The organism is Stutzerimonas zhaodongensis (assembly GCF_003696365.1).
Classification (GTDB): Bacteria; Pseudomonadota; Gammaproteobacteria; order Pseudomonadales; family Pseudomonadaceae; genus Stutzerimonas; species Stutzerimonas zhaodongensis.
The window spans coordinates 1,619,928-1,635,009 of record NZ_RFFM01000001.1; the positions used below are offsets into that span (position 1 = coordinate 1,619,928).

Sequence of the window (15,082 nt, forward strand, 5' to 3'; positions counted from 1 at the left end):
AATTCGGGTGTCAGTCCGCCGGGCGAATGGTCAATGCGACAAGCTTGCCGTCATTACCATAGGCATACAGCCAGTCACCTTCAACAACCGGCCGAGCGCGTACGCCCGCCCTTTCGACACGCGTTCGCGCAACGAAGCGTCCATCTACCTGACTCAGGAAGTGCAGATAACCTTCCTTATCGCCAACTGCTACATAGCTGGAAAACACGGCAGGTGCCGAGAGCTCGCGGCGCAGAAGCGAATCGTTGGTCCATAGCACAGTGTTCGAGCGCTCATCGATACCTACCACGGATCCATCGGCCTGGCTGACATAGACACTTCCGTATCCCATGGCGACACCAGTTGCTGTAGAAGCATCCCGTTGCCAAAGGATACGGCCGCTCTCCAGGTCCAGCGCAGCGGCGCGGCCTTGGAACGAAGCGACGTAGAGGGTACCGCTGGAAAGCAGCAGACCACCGTCGATATCGACTACGCGCTCAAGTTCGGAACGACCCTGGGGGATAGCAACTCGTTGCTCCCAGATCGGTAGGCCGCGGCGGGTATCCAAGGCCACGACCTTGCCACTGGAAAGACCGGCGATGGCCAGCTCATTAGTCAGCAGCGGTGAACCAGTACCACGCAGCGTAAGAACGGCGGGTGAACTTTCATAGCTCCAGCGTTGCGCACCAGTATCGATTTCCAGCGCGATGACGCGGTCGTCTTGGGTCTGAACTACCACAACGTCGCCATTTACAGCTGGTGCGGCAAGTACCTCGCTGCTGACCTGGCTACGCCACCGCTCTTCACCGGTGGATACATCCAGCGCTAACACTTCGCCACGCAGGGTACCGACCAGAATCAAACCGTAGCCCGCTCCAACCGCACCGGAAACGGGGACGTCCAGTTTCTTTTTCCAATTGACCTTGCCGGTTGTGCGATCCATCGCCATGACCAGCCCGTCGATATCGGCTGCGAAAATCTCGTTGCCATACACGACGGGAGTCAGAAGGTTATAGGTCTCGCCCTGGCCGTCGCCAATGGAGCGGCTCCACTCTTCTTTCAGCTGGATCTCGGCGTCAAACTTAACCAGCTCGGCAGGTTCAGGCTCTTTCTTGTCGTTGCTGCTGCAACCAGCAGCCAGAACGGCAAGGGTCAGCAGTGCTGCAGTTTTCCAACGCATCAATTCACGCCTCTCCACGAGCCAGATCATCCAGTTTCAGCTGTAGCCCACCAATAGCGGCATCCTGCGACAGCAATTCTTTCGCCTTGGAATAGGCCGCGTGCGCCTCGTCGGGCCGTTCAAGCTTGACCAGCAGATCACCGCGCAACTCTTCGCGGCTCGCAGCGAACGCTTCAGCAGCTTTACCTTCCAGAAGCGCGAGCCCTTCTTCCGCTTTGTTCTGCGCGGCAAGAATACGGGCCAGGCGTTGGCGAGCCAGTTCCTCGAGCGTCTTGTCGGCAGGCTTGTTCAGTACGCTCTGCAACTCGCTTGCTGCTTCATCGAGACGGCCTGATTCAACCGCTACTTTGGCTACGAACAAGCTGCCGTACTGCGCGTAATGAGTTCCAGCGAACTCCTTCTGCAGAAGGCTACCCAGGCGTGACACCTCCGCCGTGTCCACCTCGCCATTACTCAATGCCGCGTTCAACAGCTGCTGATACGTGGCCGATGCGCTTTGCGCCTGATTGATCTGATGCTTTTGCCAAAACTGCCAGCCAAACACCAATACCAGCGCGAGTGCGCCCCCCAGCAGCAGAGGCTTGCCGTTGCGCTGCCACCATTCCTTGACCTGCGCCAGCTGTTCTTCATCGGTACCCGAGGTCACACTGTCACTCCTTACTTCGCTGAATTCAAACCGGTCCGATCAAGCCAGACAGGCGGCCAGACGCTCGGGCAGAGCATCCCAGGCAATGCTTTGTTGCTCGCTGTCGTCTCGTAGCGGCTTGCAACCTACCACGCGCCCGGCTAGTTCGTCGTCACCCAGAATCAACGCGAATAGAGCGCCGCTCTTGTCAGCTTTCTTAAATTGGCTCTTGAAACTACCGCCGCCTGCGTTAACGAGAAGTCGAAGGCCCGGCAAGGCGTCGCGGAGCCGTTCCGCCAATCCCAGCGCGGCCAGTTCCGCCGCCTCGCCGAAAGCACAAATGAAGGCATGTGCCGGCAGATTGAGTTCTTCTGGAACCAGCTCAAGAGTCTCCATCAGCAGAACCAGGCGCTCGATGCCCATGGCGAAACCTACACCCGGCGTCGGTTTGCCGCCGAACTGGCTGACCAGCCCGTCATAGCGGCCGCCAGCACAAACAGTTCCCTGCGAGCCGAGTTTGTCGGTTACCCACTCGAATACAGTACGTCCGTAATAATCCAGGCCACGAACCAGCTTCGGGTTGATCTCAAAGGCGATGCCGGCCGCGTCTAGCCGACGCTTGAGTCCGTCGAAGTGCGCACGCGATTCGTCGTCAAGGTAGTCATGCAATGTCGGCGCGTCGGCTAGCAATGACTGAGTCTGATCATTCTTGCTATCCAGGATACGCAGAGGATTGGTGGTCAGACGGCGCTGGCTGTCTTCGTCCAACTGATCGAAATGCTGCTGCAGGTAGCTCACCAGCGCATCACGATAAGTCGCTCGCGCCTCGCTCGATCCCAGGCTGTTGAGCTGCAGCGTGACAGCGTCCGACATGCCCAGCTTCTTCCACAGCCGAGCAGTCAATACGATCAGTTCAGCATCAATGTCCGGCCCAGGCTGATTGAAGACTTCCACACCGATCTGATGAAACTGGCGATAACGCCCTTTCTGCGGCTTCTCGTAGCGAAACATAGGGCCGGCATACCAGAGCTTCTGCACCTGCCCACCACCGGTCATCCCATGCTCAAGCACAGCGCGCACGCACCCTGCAGTGCCTTCCGGACGCAACGTCAACGACTCTTCATTGCGGTCGAGGAAGGTATACATCTCCTTGTCGACCACGTCGGTTCCTTCGCCGATTCCGCGCGCGAACAGGTCGGTAAACTCAAGAATCGGTAAACGGATTTCGCTGTAACCATAGCTATCGAGAAGCTGTGCGAAAGTTGTTTCAAGATAACGCCAGACCGGAGTCTGTGCTGGCAGGATATCGTTCATGCCACGAATGGCTTGCAGGGACTTGCTCAATTCGATTCCTTAAATCAGCTGCGCAGAATCAGCGCAGCATCTGTCTCGGCCTTTTCTGCAGCCTTGCGACGAATCAGCTGCTCCAATTCGTCAACCAGATTTTCATTGTTCAGTTTTTGCGCAGGTTTGCCATCGATATAGATGAGGTTGTTCGGTGTCCCGCCGGTTAAACCAATGTGAGCTTCCTTGGCCTCGCCCGGCCCGTTGACGACGCAGCCGATGACCGCGACGTCCAGCGGCACCAACAAATCGTCGAGTCGCCCTTCGAGCTCATTCATGGTCTTGACCACATCGAAGTTCTGCCGAGAGCAGCTCGGGCAGGCGATGAAGTTGATCCCCCGCGAACGAAGACGCAGTGACTTGAGGATGTCGAAGCCAACCTTGATCTCTTCAACCGGATCAGCCGCCAAAGAAATCCGGATGGTGTCACCGATGCCTTCAGCCAACAACATGCCCAAGCCCACAGCGGATTTCACGGTACCAGAGCGCAAGCCACCAGCTTCAGTGATACCCAGATGCAGCGGCTGCTCGATCTTATCCGCCAACAGCCGGTAGGCAGCAACGGCCATAAACACATCTGAGGCTTTCACACTGACTTTGAAGTCTGGAAAGTTGAGCCTGTCCAAATGCTCGACATGGCGAAGAGCAGATTCCACCAGGGCTTCCGGAGTTGGCTCGCCGTATTTTTTCTGCAGGTCTTTTTCAAGGGATCCCGCATTCACACCAATCCGAATCGGTATTCCACGGTCCCGCGCAGCCTCTACCACCGCCCGGACACGATCCTCGCGGCCAATGTTGCCCGGATTGATCCGCAAGCAATCCACGCCGAGTTCGGCAACCCGAAGCGCGATCTGATAGTCGAAATGAATATCGGCCACCAGCGGCAATGTCACACGCTGTTTGATCTTCCCAAAGGCTTCGGCTGCTTCCATGGAAGGCACAGAGACGCGCACGATGTCAGCACCCGCATTCTGCAAGCGTTCGATCTGACCTACCGTCGCGTCCACATCGCAAGTTTCGGTATTGGTCATGCTCTGAACGGCGATAGGCGCATCGCCACCGACCGGGACATTGCCCACCCAAATCTTTCGGGTCACGCGGCGTTTGATGGGGGACTCACTATGCATGATTACTGTCCGAGCTTGAGGCGCGCCGTTTCACCGCGCGTTTTGCCAGAGAGACTGACGGCTTCGCCATTGAAGGCAACCTGGACGCCGGAGGCAAAGCCCAGATGAAGATCCAGCGGTGTTTTACCGACCAGGGTGCGACTGCTGCCCGCCTTTGCGAGTCCGCTGTACAGCACTTTTCCGTCAGCATCAGTAACTCGGGTCCAGCAGTCCGCTGTGAAATCCAGCGTAAGACGGCCTTCACCCGCTGCAACTGGCTCAGCCTCAGGAACTGATGCGGGCGCTGTACTAGCATCCGGAGCAACAGTCGGTGCATCGGCGGACGGCGCAGCGGCACTCTGCTCTGCCGTAGTACTGGCGGGGCTTTCCGTTACAGCCTGTTCACCCAAGGGGAGTGGCTCGGTTGCAGAGTCAGGGGCGCCCTCTTCGGCAATCGATGGCACAGGATCAGAGGATTGCTCGGGAGCGGTCTCGACCGGCTCTTCAGCGCGATCCAACAGGTGAATCTCAGTCGTCCCGTCCGCAGCTTCGACTTCTATGCGCTCGAGGGCCGTTACGGACCGGCCGGACTCGGTTCGAGCCGAACGGTCCTGCCACCAGAGAAACGCACCCACGCCGATCACCAGGGTCAGGATGAACGTAAAGAAGCGCACCATCATTCGAGACAGGCGCACGGGCTGATCGATATGACCGAGGCTGTTGACGCTGCTACCGGTGGCATCGGTCCCGGTGTGCTGGTCAAATTGTTGAACGAGACGATTCTGATCCAGGCCCAGCAATTTGGCATAGGCCCGAACATAACCTCGGGCAAAGGTGTGGCCTGGCAGCTGACTGAAGTCTCCGGCCTCGATCTGAGTCAGCGAGCGCTCGGACAGATTGAGCTGCTTGGCCACCGAAGAAAGGGGCCAGCTTTTGCTTTCGCGCGCGGCGCGCAACGTTTCTCCAGGATTGGCCAGAGGCGTCGAGGCAGCGGCTTCAGAGTGTGGCGCTATCATCGTTGCTCCGCTAGAAACTGTTGATATTCAGGACTACCCGGATAGAGGCGCTTGAGCTGCAGACCCAGGCTAGCCGCCTGATCTCGGTCCTGATGAATGTTCGCAAGGCGGATACCCAGAAGCAGACTGCGCGCGTTCTGCTCGGAGAGGCTGCTGAACCCCTCGTAATAACGTTTGGCCGGCACGTACTGCTTGTCCTCGTAAGCCATCAGAGCCAACTCAAGCAAAGCACGTGGCTGACGACTGTCGAGGCGCAGGGAGCGGGTGAAATAGGTTTCCGCCTGTTCGCGCTGACCGAGCTGGAGCGCGGTCATGCCCATATTCTGAAAGACGTGGGAGCGGCCCGAATAGAGGTTGTCCTCGGCAGCTTTGGCGAATCGCTCCATCGCTTCCTGATAGCGCTTCTGTTCGAACAGAAAGCTGCCGTAGTTATTCAGGATGCGTGCATCGTTACGGCTGGAAAGCGCCTTACGATAGTGTTCGTCAGCGAGCTGGTTTTCCATCTCGTTCTGGAAAACCAACGCCAGCGCAGCATGTGCGTCAGCGCTACTCGGATCAAGCTCGAGCGCTTTACGCAACGGCGTCTTGGCCCGCGAAGCTTCACCCTGTTGTAGATAGCCGATACCAAGCTGAACGTACGCGTCTCGCGCCTCGTCGCGCCCTTCCGACGTCCGCATCGGATTACCCGACCCGGAAGACACACAGCCAGCTATGAGGCCGGCGAAAAGAAAAAGCAGCGCAACGCGCAAAATCATCAACAGCATCTCCCTCAGGAACGGTTCGAGGCAACGGGCGCCGTCACTGGCTCAGACTGCAGCTCGCGCACCGCGATGTACCGCTCGCTTCGGCGTGTCCGATCCAGCACCTGACCAACGAGTTGACCGCAGGCGGCATCGATATCTTCGCCACGAGTAGTACGCACCGTTACATTGTGCCCGGCTTTGTGGAGGATGTCCTGAAAACGACGGATTGCATTGTTGCTAGGCCGCTCATATCCGGAATGCGGAAAGGGATTGAACGGAATCAGGTTGATCTTGCAGGGAATCTTGGCCAAAAGTTTGACCATTTCCTCGGCGTGTTCGGGCTGATCGTTCACGCCCTGCAGTAGCGTGTATTCAATCGTCAGGACCCGCTTTTCGCCTAAGTTGGAGATGTACCGCTGACAAGAAGCAAGCAGCACGTCCAATGGATACTTCTTGTTGATCGGCACTAACTGATCACGCAATGCATCATTTGGTGCATGCAGCGACAAAGCAAGAGAGACGTCAATAACCTTGGACAGCTCGTCGATCATCGGCACAACACCGGAGGTCGAGAGCGTGACCTTGCGCTTGGATATACCGTAGCCAAGATCGTCCATCATGATATGCATGGCTGCGACAACATTATCGAAGTTCAGCAAAGGCTCGCCCATGCCCATCATCACCACATTGGTAATGGCGCGATCGACTTTCGCCGGAATGCTGCCAAATGACTTGTTGGCAATCCAAACTTGACCGATCACCTCGGCAGCGGTGAGATTACTATTGAAGCCTTGTTTGCCGGTCGAGCAGAAACTGCAATCCAGGGCGCAGCCAGCTTGAGAGGAGACGCAAAGGGTGCCTCGCCCCCCCTGGGGAATGTAAACGGTTTCCACACAACTTCCCGAAGCCACCCGAACGACCCATTTGCGGGTACCGTCGGTTGAAATGTCTTCGCTGACGACTTCAGGACCTCGGATCTCGGCAGAGGCCTTGAGCTTTTCGCGCAGGGCCTTGCCGATGTTGCTCATGGCATCGAAATCATCGATGCCAAAATGGTGGATCCACTTCATGACCTGACCGGCACGAAAACGCTTCTCCCCGATTGAATCGAAGAAGTTTTCCAACTGGGGCTGAGTCAGCCCAAGTAGATTTACTTTACCGGTCGTAGCAGTCATCAGAATTCACCTTCGCCTGATCAGCGAATGCGGGCGCACACTTCGGTGGCGGAAAAGAAGTAGGCGATTTCGCGCGCAGCGGACGCCTCGGAATCGGAACCATGAACCGCGTTTTCGTCGATGGACACCGCGAAATCAGCGCGAATGGTGCCAGGTGCCGCTTCTTTCGGGTTGGTAGCCCCCATCAGCTCACGATTCTTGGCGATAGCGTCTTCACCTTCCAGAACTTGCACGATTACCGGGCCGGAAACCATGAAAGCGACCAGATCCTTGAAGAAACCGCGCTCGCTGTGCTCAGCGTAGAAACCGCCAGCTTCGCGCTCGGATAGCTGAACCATCTTCGAAGCGACGACACGCAGGCCTGCTTTTTCGAAACGGGAGGTGATCTCGCCAACAACATTCTTGGCGACGGCATCAGGCTTGATGATGGAGAAAGTGCGTTGCAGGGCCATTTGTAACTCCAGAAATCTAAAGGTTAAGCGAACAAGTAAACCCGCGAATTATACGCGGGTCCTTTGTGAAAATATAAGAGCAGTGGTCGGGTACCGAATTAGGACTGATGCCATAGTTCGAACGAGGCACATCAGCCCGCTCCCTGAAGAACCTCCCTAGACCTCTTCGATCCAGGCGGCCTGTATCGCTTCGAGAACTTTCTCCCCGCCGCGCTTCGGGTCATCCGAAAAGTCCGGCAACTCAATGACCCAACGGTGCAGCTGGACAAAGTTTACATAACGGGGATCGACATCCGGCTTGCTCTCGGATAATTCGATAGCGATATCCAATACGTCAGCCCATTTCAGCGCCATGCTTCACCCCGCACTCAATGGCCTTCCGAAACCTGATTGATTGTGTACTTGGGGATCTCGACAACAAGGTCAACGTCCGCCACTGCAACCTGACAGGACAAACGCGAATTGGGCTCGAGCCCCCAAGCCTTGTCCAGCATGTCATCCTCCAGCTCATCTGATGCTTCGAGCGAAGTAAAGCCCTCGCGAATCACCACATGGCAGGTAGTACAAGCACACGACTTTTCACAAGCATGCTCAATATCAATGCCGTTTCGAAGAGCAGCGTCCAACACCGTCTCACCGGGCTGCGCGTCCACCACAGCCCCTTCTGGACAATGGTCGGCGTGAGGCAGGAATACTATTTGCGGCATCTAAATCAATCCTCGATATCGTTAAGCCGCCGACCAGCCAGCGCGGCCTTGACGGTGGAATCCAATCTGCGTGCGGCAAAGGCATCGGTAATCTGGCTCAAACGCTTGATCTGACGCTCGATGGCGAGTTCATCCTGGCTGTCGAGTAGCTCACGCAGCTCTTGCATCTGGGTTTCGATGGCGACGCGCTCCTCTTTGCTGAGCAGACGTTCGCCATCGGCAGCAAGCGCTGCCTCCACCGCCTCAAGCAACCGCCGAGCATCGACCAGTTGCTCGCGCAAGGCACGAGCTGCTTTGTCCTCGCCAGCCTTGTGGAACGAATCCTCCAGCATTTTTGCAATCTCGCCATCAGTTAGCCCATAAGAAGGCTTCACCTGAATGCTCGACTCGATTCCTGACGCGAGCTCGCGCGCCGACACGCTAAGCAATCCATCGGCGTCGACTTGAAAGGTCACGCGTATCTTCGCTGCGCCGGCCACCATTGGCGGAATGCCCCGCAACTCGAACCGCGCAAGCGAACGGCAATCGGCGATCAGTTCACGCTCACCTTGCAGCACGTGAATCATCATGGCCGACTGGCCATCTTTGTATGTGGTGAAATCCTGAGCCCGCGCAACGGGAATAGTGGTGTTGCGCGGAATGATCTTTTCCATCAGACCGCCCATCGTCTCCAACCCCAAAGACAATGGAATTACGTCGAGCAACAACAGCTCGTCGCCATCTCGATTATTGCCCGCAAGCGTCTCAGCCTGAATTGCAGCACCAATCGCAACGACTTGATCAGGATCGATATCGGTCAGCGGATCTTTACCGAACATTTCACCGACCCGCTCGCGCACGCGCGGCACGCGGGTAGAGCCACCAACCATCACAACGGCATGGACATCTTCCAGTTCAACCGCCGAATCACGCATAGCTCGGCGGCAGGACTTGAGACTGAGCGAGATCATCGGATCGATCAGCTCATTGAGGCCTTCTCGTGTAAGGACACCCCGCCAACTGCCATAGCTGAGATCGACCGAATCTGCAGAGCTGAGCTGCTCCTTGGCATCGCAAGCGATCTTGAGCACTTCGCGCTGAGCGCCAGGATCCAGATCCTCGGATGCGTTAGCTTGCCCCAATATCCAACCGGCAATGGCATGATCAAAATCATCGCCCCCAAGCGCGGTATCACCGCCAGTGGCCAATACTTCGAACACGCCTTTGGTCAATCGCAGAATCGAGATATCGAACGTGCCGCCGCCCAAGTCATAGATCGCGACGACGCCTTCGGCCTCGCGGTCGAGCCCGTAGGCGACAGCGGCGGCAGTGGGTTCGTTGAGCAAACGCAACACGTTGAGGTTGGCCAGCCGCGCAGCGTCCTTGGTCGCCTGCCGTTGCGCCTCGTCGAAATATGCCGGGACCGTTATGACCGCCCCGACCAGCTCGCCGCCCAGTACAGCTTCGGCACGCTCTCTCAAAGAGCGGAGGATCTCAGCAGACACTTCTACAGGGCTCTTCGCGCCTTGTATCGTCTCGATGAAAGGCATTTGCGACTGCCCTTCAGTAAATCGATAAGGCAGCTGACCACCCAGTTGCTTCACATCCCCGATACCGCGACCCATCAAACGCTTGACCGACAGGATGGTGTTCAACGGATCGATGGATGCTGAAGCCTTGGCAGGCACCCCGACCTCGACATGGTCGGCGTGGTAACGAACTGCGGAGGGCAATATGACTTCGCCATCGGCATCGGCAAGTGGCGCGGTTACGCCGCTGCGCAACGCAGCAACAAGCGAATTGGTGGTGCCCAGATCTATACCAACCGCCAGACGGCGCTGGTGCGGTTGCGGGCTTTGTCCGGGTTCAGCTATCTGAAGTAAGGCCATGTCTTTCTGATATCGGGCGTAGCGCCTGACGCTACGCGGTGGTTAATCGTCAAGGCGCTCTTCTAGCTGGCGCACTTCCTGAGAGAGCTTGTCGAGAAACTGCATTCTTCGCACTAGTCGCTCTGCTTCCTCTCGCTGCGCCTCTTCCCGCCAGATACGCGCGAACGAATCATTCAGATCCAGCTGCGCGGCCTTGAGACGAGCCTTGAATGACGCAATCCCAGCGAGGTCAGCCTGATCCTGGAGATCCTCGAGCTCCTCTCGCCACTGCATCTGCTGCATCAGGAACGCAGGATCCTGAACGGTCGCCTCAAGCGGCATTTCCCGTCCTTGCAGGGTCAAGAGATAGCGAGCCCGGCGCGATGGGCTTCTGAGTACCTGATAAGCCTCATTGAGATTCGCTGAACGTTCGATAGCGTGACGCTGCTCGGTTTCACCGCCGTCCGCAAATCGGTCAGGATGAACTTTGCGTGCCAGCTCTCGATAGCGAGACGAGAGTAGATCCAGGTCTATATCGAAAGCAGGCTGCAGTTCGAACAGCGCGTAGTGACAGGGATTTCCCACAGCGTCCTCAGATATTGAAGCTCTCGCCGCAGCCACATTCGCCGCGTACGTTGGGGTTATTGAACTTGAAGCCCTCGTTCAAACCTTCACGGACGAAGTCGAGCTCCGTGCCGTCGAGATACAAGAGGCTTTTGGGATCAATGATCACCTTCACACCGTGGCTGTCGAAGACCGAATCTTCGGCAGCCGCCTCGTCAACGAACTCCAGCACGTAGGCAAGGCCGGAACAGCCTGTAGTGCGAACGCCCAACCGGACTCCAAGCCCCTTGCCGCGCCCTTCGAGCGAACGACGCACATGATTGGCCGCGGCTGTAGTCATGCTGATCGCCATCGATACCTCCTTAGGCCTGGGGCAACCCTTTCTTCTCGCGATAATCGCGAACAGCTGCCTTGATCGCATCTTCGGCCAGCACCGAGCAATGGATTTTGACCGGCGGCAGTGCGAGCTCTTCAGCCAGCTGGGTGTTCTTGATGGTCTCGGCTTCTTCCAGCGTTTTACCTTTCATCCACTCGGTGGCGAGGGAACTCGAGGCAATAGCCGAGCCGCAGCCATAGGTCTTGAACTTGGCGTCTTCAATGACGCCCTGCTCGTTGACTTTGATCTGCAAGCGCATCACATCACCGCAAGCCGGCGCGCCGACCATACCGGTGCCGATGGATGGGTCCTCAGCGTCGAACTTACCGACGTTGCGGGGATTTTCGTAATGGTCAATGACCTTGTCACTGTATGCCATGGTGCAATCCTCTTTGAATCAGGCTATGTGGAACTCGACGATCAGTGGGCAGCCCACTCGACCTGTGAAATGTCGACGCCGTCCTTGAACATGTCCCACAAGGGAGAAAGCTCACGCAATTTAGTAACCGCCTCGCTGACTTTCTGCGCGGCGTAATCAACTTCTTCTTCAGTTGTGAAGCGCCCGAAGGTGAAACGAATCGAGCTGTGTGCAAGCTCGTCATTGCGGCCCAGCGCACGAAGCACGTAGGAAGGTTCGAGGGAAGCCGAGGTGCAAGCCGAACCCGACGATACCGCCAGATCCTTGAGCGCCATGATCAGCGACTCGCCTTCTACGTAATTGAAGCTCAAGTTCAGATTGTGCGGGACCCGCGCAGTCATGCTGCCGTTGACGTACAGCTCTTCCAAATGTTCGACCTGCTTATAGAAGCGGTCACGCAGCTTGGTGATGCGCTCGTTTTCGGCAGCCATCTCTTCTTTCGCAATCCGGAACGCTTCACCCATGCCCACGGACTGGTGCGCTGCCAAGGTGCCCGAGCGCATACCACGCTCATGCCCACCACCGTGCATCTGCGCTTCCAGGCGCACACGCGGCTTACGACGCACATACAGCGCACCAACGCCTTTGGGGCCGTAGGTTTTATGAGCGGAAAACGACATCAGGTCGACCTTCATGTTCTCCAGGTCGATCTCCACCTTACCGGTGGACTGGGCTGCATCAACGTGGAACAGCACGCCACGCGAGCGGGTCAGTTCGCCAATGGCTGCGATGTCGTTAACCGTTCCAATCTCGTTGTTCACATGCATGATGGACACAAGCACCGTGTCGTCACGCAAGGCTGCTTCAATCATCGCGGGCGTAATCACACCGTCTTCACCAGGCTCGAGGTAGGTTACTTCAAACCCCTCTCGCTCAAGTTGACGCGTCGTATCCAGCACGGCCTTATGCTCGATCTTACTGGTGACGATATGCTTGCCTTTGGAGGCATAGAAATGCGCGACACCTTTGATTGCCAGGTTGTCAGACTCTGTTGCACCGGAAGTCCAGACAATTTCGCGCGGATCAGCGTTGACCAGTTCAGCCACTTGACGGCGAGCGTTTTCGACCGCTTCTTCAGCTTTCCAGCCAAAAGCATGAGAACGAGACGCCGGGTTGCCAAAGTTTCCTTCAGCAGTCAGACAGTCAACCATCTTCGCGGCAACGCGAGGATCGACTGGGGTGGTAGCGGAGTAATCCAAGTAAATCGGCAACTTCATCAGGTGTCTCCTATCAGGCAGTCGTCCTGCTCATTCGACGGCGGACGCTTCGATCTTATCCAGCTGGGATGCCTGGCCATTGGCGCGGCGCATATCCTGGCGCAAAGCGACTTCCTGCACCTCACGACGCTTCACCAGATCTTCCAAGCTGATACCGCTCAAAAATTCATGGATCTGTTGACTCAGATCGCACCAAAGATGATGGGTCAGGCAGGTATCGCCTGAATGACAATCCCCCAATCCCTGACAGCGAGTAGCGTCGACCGACTCATTGACGGCATCGATCACTTGCACAACCTGAATCCCGGCCATTTCACGGGAAAGTTGATAACCGCCACCCGGTCCACGAACACTTGTGACCAGGCTGCCACGTCGCAACTTCGCGAACAGCTGTTCAAGATAGGAAAGGGAGATGCCTTGCCGCTCGGATATGTCCGCCAGGGACACTGGCCCGTGCTGCGCATGCAGCGCCAGGTCGAGCATTGCAGTGACGGCGTAACGGCCTTTGGTAGTCAATCGCATCGGTTCGCACCAAGCATCATGGTTTGGCGCAAGTATGCAATACCCGACCATTTAGATCAACTATAAGTCCTATTAAAACACTCGGACATTATTCGCGCAGTGTATCGGCAGCCAGCTACAGCGAGCATATAGTCACTAATCATAGCAGGACGGCCTTACTTACCGCACCTCAGGACCGGAGGAGTCGCCTGCCGCCTTGACCTCGGCAAAATCTTCTTCGCGCAGCTCAGGCATTCGTTTTGCGCAGTAGTCACTTCCAAGTGCGGTCAATGCCTGACACATACCCTCCATGCGCTCTTCCACCGCCTGCACATGATCAAGTAACTGTCCTATGGCTCGCGCGACAGGATCAGGCATGTCTTCGGTCACTCCATACGCATCGAATCCAATTTTTTCCGCAATCGCCTTCCGCTTGGCTTCCTGTTCGTCGTCAGGTTTGACTATTACTCGCCCCGGAATGCCAACGGCAGTAGCGCCGGCAGGGACCGCACGAGTCACAACGGCATTGGAGCCGATTTTGGCGCTCGCACCTACAGTGAACGGACCCAGAATCTTTGCCCCGGCCCCGACGATCACCCCATCCTCCAGAGTGGGATGGCGCTTGCCTTTATTCCAGCTGGTGCCCCCCAGCGTAACGCCATGGTAAAGCGTCACATCATCACCAATCTGGGCAGTCTCCCCGATTACGATCCCCATGCCATGATCGATAAAAAACCGACGGCCGATCTGCGCACCCGGATGAATTTCTATCCCGGTCAACCAGCGGGCAAGGTTGGAGTTCATTCGAGCCAACCACTTGCAGTCATTGACCCACAACCAATGGGAGACCCGATGAAACCAGACAGCATGTAGCCCCGGATAACAGGTGATCACCTCGAATGCGTTTCGCGCCGCGGGGTCACGGTGAAACACGCTCTGAATATCTTCGCGCATGCGCTCGAACATCAATCGGATCTCCGCTTATGGGGCTCGCCTCGTACGGCTTTCTGGGTCTCGGTAAGAATTCCACGCAGTATGTTCATTTCCAATCTGCTCACACCACTTCTACCGTAGAGCCTGCGCAAACGGGGCATCAGATGCCGCGGTTTCTGTGGATCGAGAAAGCCGATATCTATGAGCGTCTGCTCGAGATGGCCGTAGTAATGTTCAAGCTCATCCGCAGTAACTGGTTGAGCATCAAGCATTGATGTGGTTTCGAGCTTTTCCTGTTTGCTCGGCAGCTTGTTCGCTGACAGCCAGGCCATTCGTACTTCGTAAGCAAGCACCTGCACTGCCGCCGCAAGATTCAGGGAGCTGAACTCCGGGTCAGACGGAATGTGCACGTGATAGTGGCAGCGCTGCAGCTCTTCGTTGGTCAGCCCGGCATATTCGCGACCAAAGACCAGGGCAACCTCCCCACCACCCTGGACTTGGTCAACGCAAACCGAACCGGTTTCGCGCGGATCCAGCAGCGGCCAGGGAATACGCCGATCTCGCGCACTGGTGCCAAATACTTGGTTGCAACCCACCAGGGCCTCTTCAAGAGTGCTTACAACTTGCGCCGCATCGAGCACATCGGTTGCGCCTGAAGCACGCGCGACCGCGTTCGAACTTGGAAAATCCAGGGGATCCACCAGCACCAGGCGTGACAATCCCATATTTTTCATGGCACGGGCTGCGCCGCCAATGTTACCGCCATGACTGGTATTGACCAGCACCACACGAATGTTCTGGAGCGACACGGTTGTTCTCGAGCGAAAAAGCGAACCAAAAGCTTACAGGAACGGCCTGAGGCTTCGCCATTGCACTCTGCCTGCCATTCACATAACACC

The 15,082-nt window shown here is 56.8% G+C and carries 18 protein-coding genes; all 18 read right to left on the reverse strand.

All coding sequences use genetic code 11. The annotated features are described in order from the left end of the window. Positions 1 to 10: 10 nt before the first annotated feature. Positions 11 to 1,159 (reverse strand): outer membrane protein assembly factor BamB, encoded by a 1,149-nt coding sequence (gene bamB, locus EA797_RS07400; protein ID WP_122164738.1) that lies wholly within the window; start codon positions 1,157 to 1,159, stop codon positions 11 to 13. A gap of 4 nt (positions 1,160 to 1,163) precedes the next feature. Continuing rightward, on the reverse strand, positions 1,164 to 1,805 hold the full coding sequence (locus EA797_RS07405; RefSeq protein WP_122164464.1) for a tetratricopeptide repeat protein: 642 nt from the start codon (positions 1,803 to 1,805) through the stop codon (positions 1,164 to 1,166). Positions 1,806 to 1,844: 39 nt separating this feature from the next. Next, on the reverse strand, positions 1,845 to 3,128 hold the full coding sequence (gene hisS, locus EA797_RS07410) for a histidine--tRNA ligase (RefSeq protein WP_122164465.1): 1,284 nt from the start codon (positions 3,126 to 3,128) through the stop codon (positions 1,845 to 1,847). 14 nt (positions 3,129 to 3,142) lie between these two features. Next, the gene (ispG, locus tag EA797_RS07415; RefSeq protein WP_122164466.1) at positions 3,143 to 4,255 is read right to left on the reverse strand and encodes a flavodoxin-dependent (E)-4-hydroxy-3-methylbut-2-enyl-diphosphate synthase; all 1,113 of its coding nucleotides are present in this window, start codon (positions 4,253 to 4,255) and stop codon (positions 3,143 to 3,145) included. Positions 4,256 to 4,257: 2 nt separating this feature from the next. Beyond that, on the reverse strand, positions 4,258 to 5,250 hold the full coding sequence (locus EA797_RS07420) for a RodZ domain-containing protein (protein WP_122164467.1): 993 nt from the start codon (positions 5,248 to 5,250) through the stop codon (positions 4,258 to 4,260). After that, complete coding sequence (pilW, locus tag EA797_RS07425) at positions 5,247 to 6,005, reverse strand: type IV pilus biogenesis/stability protein PilW (RefSeq protein WP_122164739.1); 759 nt, start codon at positions 6,003 to 6,005, stop codon at positions 5,247 to 5,249. The genes EA797_RS07420 and pilW overlap by 4 nt, the downstream gene beginning before the upstream one ends. 14 nt (positions 6,006 to 6,019) lie before the next feature. Then, positions 6,020 to 7,168 (reverse strand): dual-specificity RNA methyltransferase RlmN, encoded by a 1,149-nt coding sequence (gene rlmN / locus EA797_RS07430; protein WP_122164468.1) that lies wholly within the window; start codon positions 7,166 to 7,168, stop codon positions 6,020 to 6,022. Positions 7,169 to 7,188: 20 nt separating this feature from the next. Next, positions 7,189 to 7,620 carry a nucleoside-diphosphate kinase gene (gene ndk, locus EA797_RS07435; protein WP_122164469.1) on the reverse strand — a complete coding sequence of 144 codons (432 nt, stop codon included), beginning with the start codon at positions 7,618 to 7,620 and terminating at the stop codon, positions 7,189 to 7,191. Positions 7,621 to 7,776: 156 nt separating this feature from the next. Then, the gene (iscX, locus tag EA797_RS07440; protein ID WP_122164470.1) at positions 7,777 to 7,974 is read right to left on the reverse strand and encodes a Fe-S cluster assembly protein IscX; all 198 of its coding nucleotides are present in this window, start codon (positions 7,972 to 7,974) and stop codon (positions 7,777 to 7,779) included. A gap of 14 nt (positions 7,975 to 7,988) precedes the next feature. After that, positions 7,989 to 8,327, reverse strand: a complete 339-nt coding sequence (fdx, locus tag EA797_RS07445) for an ISC system 2Fe-2S type ferredoxin (RefSeq protein WP_122164471.1) — start codon at positions 8,325 to 8,327, stop codon at positions 7,989 to 7,991. A gap of 5 nt (positions 8,328 to 8,332) precedes the next feature. Next, a complete protein-coding gene (hscA, locus tag EA797_RS07450; RefSeq protein ID WP_122164472.1) occupies positions 8,333 to 10,195 on the reverse strand; it encodes a Fe-S protein assembly chaperone HscA in 1,863 nt (620 codons plus the stop codon). Between the two features lie 42 nt (positions 10,196 to 10,237). Then, the gene (gene hscB / locus EA797_RS07455; protein WP_122164473.1) at positions 10,238 to 10,759 is read right to left on the reverse strand and encodes a co-chaperone HscB; all 522 of its coding nucleotides are present in this window, start codon (positions 10,757 to 10,759) and stop codon (positions 10,238 to 10,240) included. A gap of 7 nt (positions 10,760 to 10,766) precedes the next feature. Beyond that, positions 10,767 to 11,090 carry an iron-sulfur cluster assembly protein IscA gene (gene iscA / locus EA797_RS07460; RefSeq protein ID WP_122164474.1) on the reverse strand — a complete coding sequence of 108 codons (324 nt, stop codon included), beginning with the start codon at positions 11,088 to 11,090 and terminating at the stop codon, positions 10,767 to 10,769. A gap of 10 nt (positions 11,091 to 11,100) precedes the next feature. Next, a complete protein-coding gene (gene iscU, locus EA797_RS07465) occupies positions 11,101 to 11,493 on the reverse strand; it encodes a Fe-S cluster assembly scaffold IscU (RefSeq protein WP_045425243.1) in 393 nt (130 codons plus the stop codon). Between the two features lie 41 nt (positions 11,494 to 11,534). After that, a complete protein-coding gene (locus tag EA797_RS07470) occupies positions 11,535 to 12,749 on the reverse strand; it encodes an IscS subfamily cysteine desulfurase (RefSeq protein WP_122164475.1) in 1,215 nt (404 codons plus the stop codon). Positions 12,750 to 12,779: 30 nt separating this feature from the next. Further along, positions 12,780 to 13,271, reverse strand: coding sequence for a Fe-S cluster assembly transcriptional regulator IscR (iscR, locus tag EA797_RS07475; RefSeq protein WP_122164476.1), 492 nt, complete (start codon positions 13,269 to 13,271; stop codon positions 12,780 to 12,782). Positions 13,272 to 13,430: 159 nt separating this feature from the next. Beyond that, a complete protein-coding gene (gene cysE, locus EA797_RS07480; RefSeq protein ID WP_122164477.1) occupies positions 13,431 to 14,216 on the reverse strand; it encodes a serine O-acetyltransferase in 786 nt (261 codons plus the stop codon). Continuing rightward, positions 14,216 to 14,992 (reverse strand): tRNA (cytosine(32)/uridine(32)-2'-O)-methyltransferase TrmJ, encoded by a 777-nt coding sequence (trmJ, locus tag EA797_RS07485; protein WP_122164478.1) that lies wholly within the window; start codon positions 14,990 to 14,992, stop codon positions 14,216 to 14,218. Before trmJ ends, cysE begins: the two co-directional genes overlap by 1 nt. Positions 14,993 to 15,082: the final 90 nt, after the last annotated feature.

What these genes read in the sequence shown, in the direction of transcription:
- bamB (WP_122164738.1), bottom strand. Translation starts at nt 1,159, where the DNA reads ATGCGTTGGAAAACTGCAGCACTGCTGACCCTTGCCGTTCTGGCTGCT.
- ispG (WP_122164466.1), bottom strand. Translation starts at nt 4,255, where the DNA reads ATGCATAGTGAGTCCCCCATCAAACGCCGCGTGACCCGAAAGATTTGG.
- EA797_RS07420 (WP_122164467.1), bottom strand. Translation starts at nt 5,250, where the DNA reads ATGATAGCGCCACACTCTGAAGCCGCTGCCTCGACGCCTCTGGCCAAT.
- pilW (WP_122164739.1), bottom strand. Translation starts at nt 6,005, where the DNA reads ATGATTTTGCGCGTTGCGCTGCTTTTTCTTTTCGCCGGCCTCATAGCT.
- rlmN (WP_122164468.1), bottom strand. Translation starts at nt 7,168, where the DNA reads ATGACTGCTACGACCGGTAAAGTAAATCTACTTGGGCTGACTCAGCCC.
- ndk (WP_122164469.1), bottom strand. Translation starts at nt 7,620, where the DNA reads ATGGCCCTGCAACGCACTTTCTCCATCATCAAGCCTGATGCCGTCGCC.
- iscX (WP_122164470.1), bottom strand. Translation starts at nt 7,974, where the DNA reads ATGGCGCTGAAATGGGCTGACGTATTGGATATCGCTATCGAATTATCC.
- fdx (WP_122164471.1), bottom strand. Translation starts at nt 8,327, where the DNA reads ATGCCGCAAATAGTATTCCTGCCTCACGCCGACCATTGTCCAGAAGGG.
- hscA (WP_122164472.1), bottom strand. Translation starts at nt 10,195, where the DNA reads ATGGCCTTACTTCAGATAGCTGAACCCGGACAAAGCCCGCAACCGCAC.
- iscA (WP_122164474.1), bottom strand. Translation starts at nt 11,090, where the DNA reads ATGGCGATCAGCATGACTACAGCCGCGGCCAATCATGTGCGTCGTTCG.
- iscU (WP_045425243.1), bottom strand. Translation starts at nt 11,493, where the DNA reads ATGGCATACAGTGACAAGGTCATTGACCATTACGAAAATCCCCGCAAC.
- EA797_RS07470 (WP_122164475.1), bottom strand. Translation starts at nt 12,749, where the DNA reads ATGAAGTTGCCGATTTACTTGGATTACTCCGCTACCACCCCAGTCGAT.
- iscR (WP_122164476.1), bottom strand. Translation starts at nt 13,271, where the DNA reads ATGCGATTGACTACCAAAGGCCGTTACGCCGTCACTGCAATGCTCGAC.
- cysE (WP_122164477.1), bottom strand. Translation starts at nt 14,216, where the DNA reads ATGTTCGAGCGCATGCGCGAAGATATTCAGAGCGTGTTTCACCGTGAC.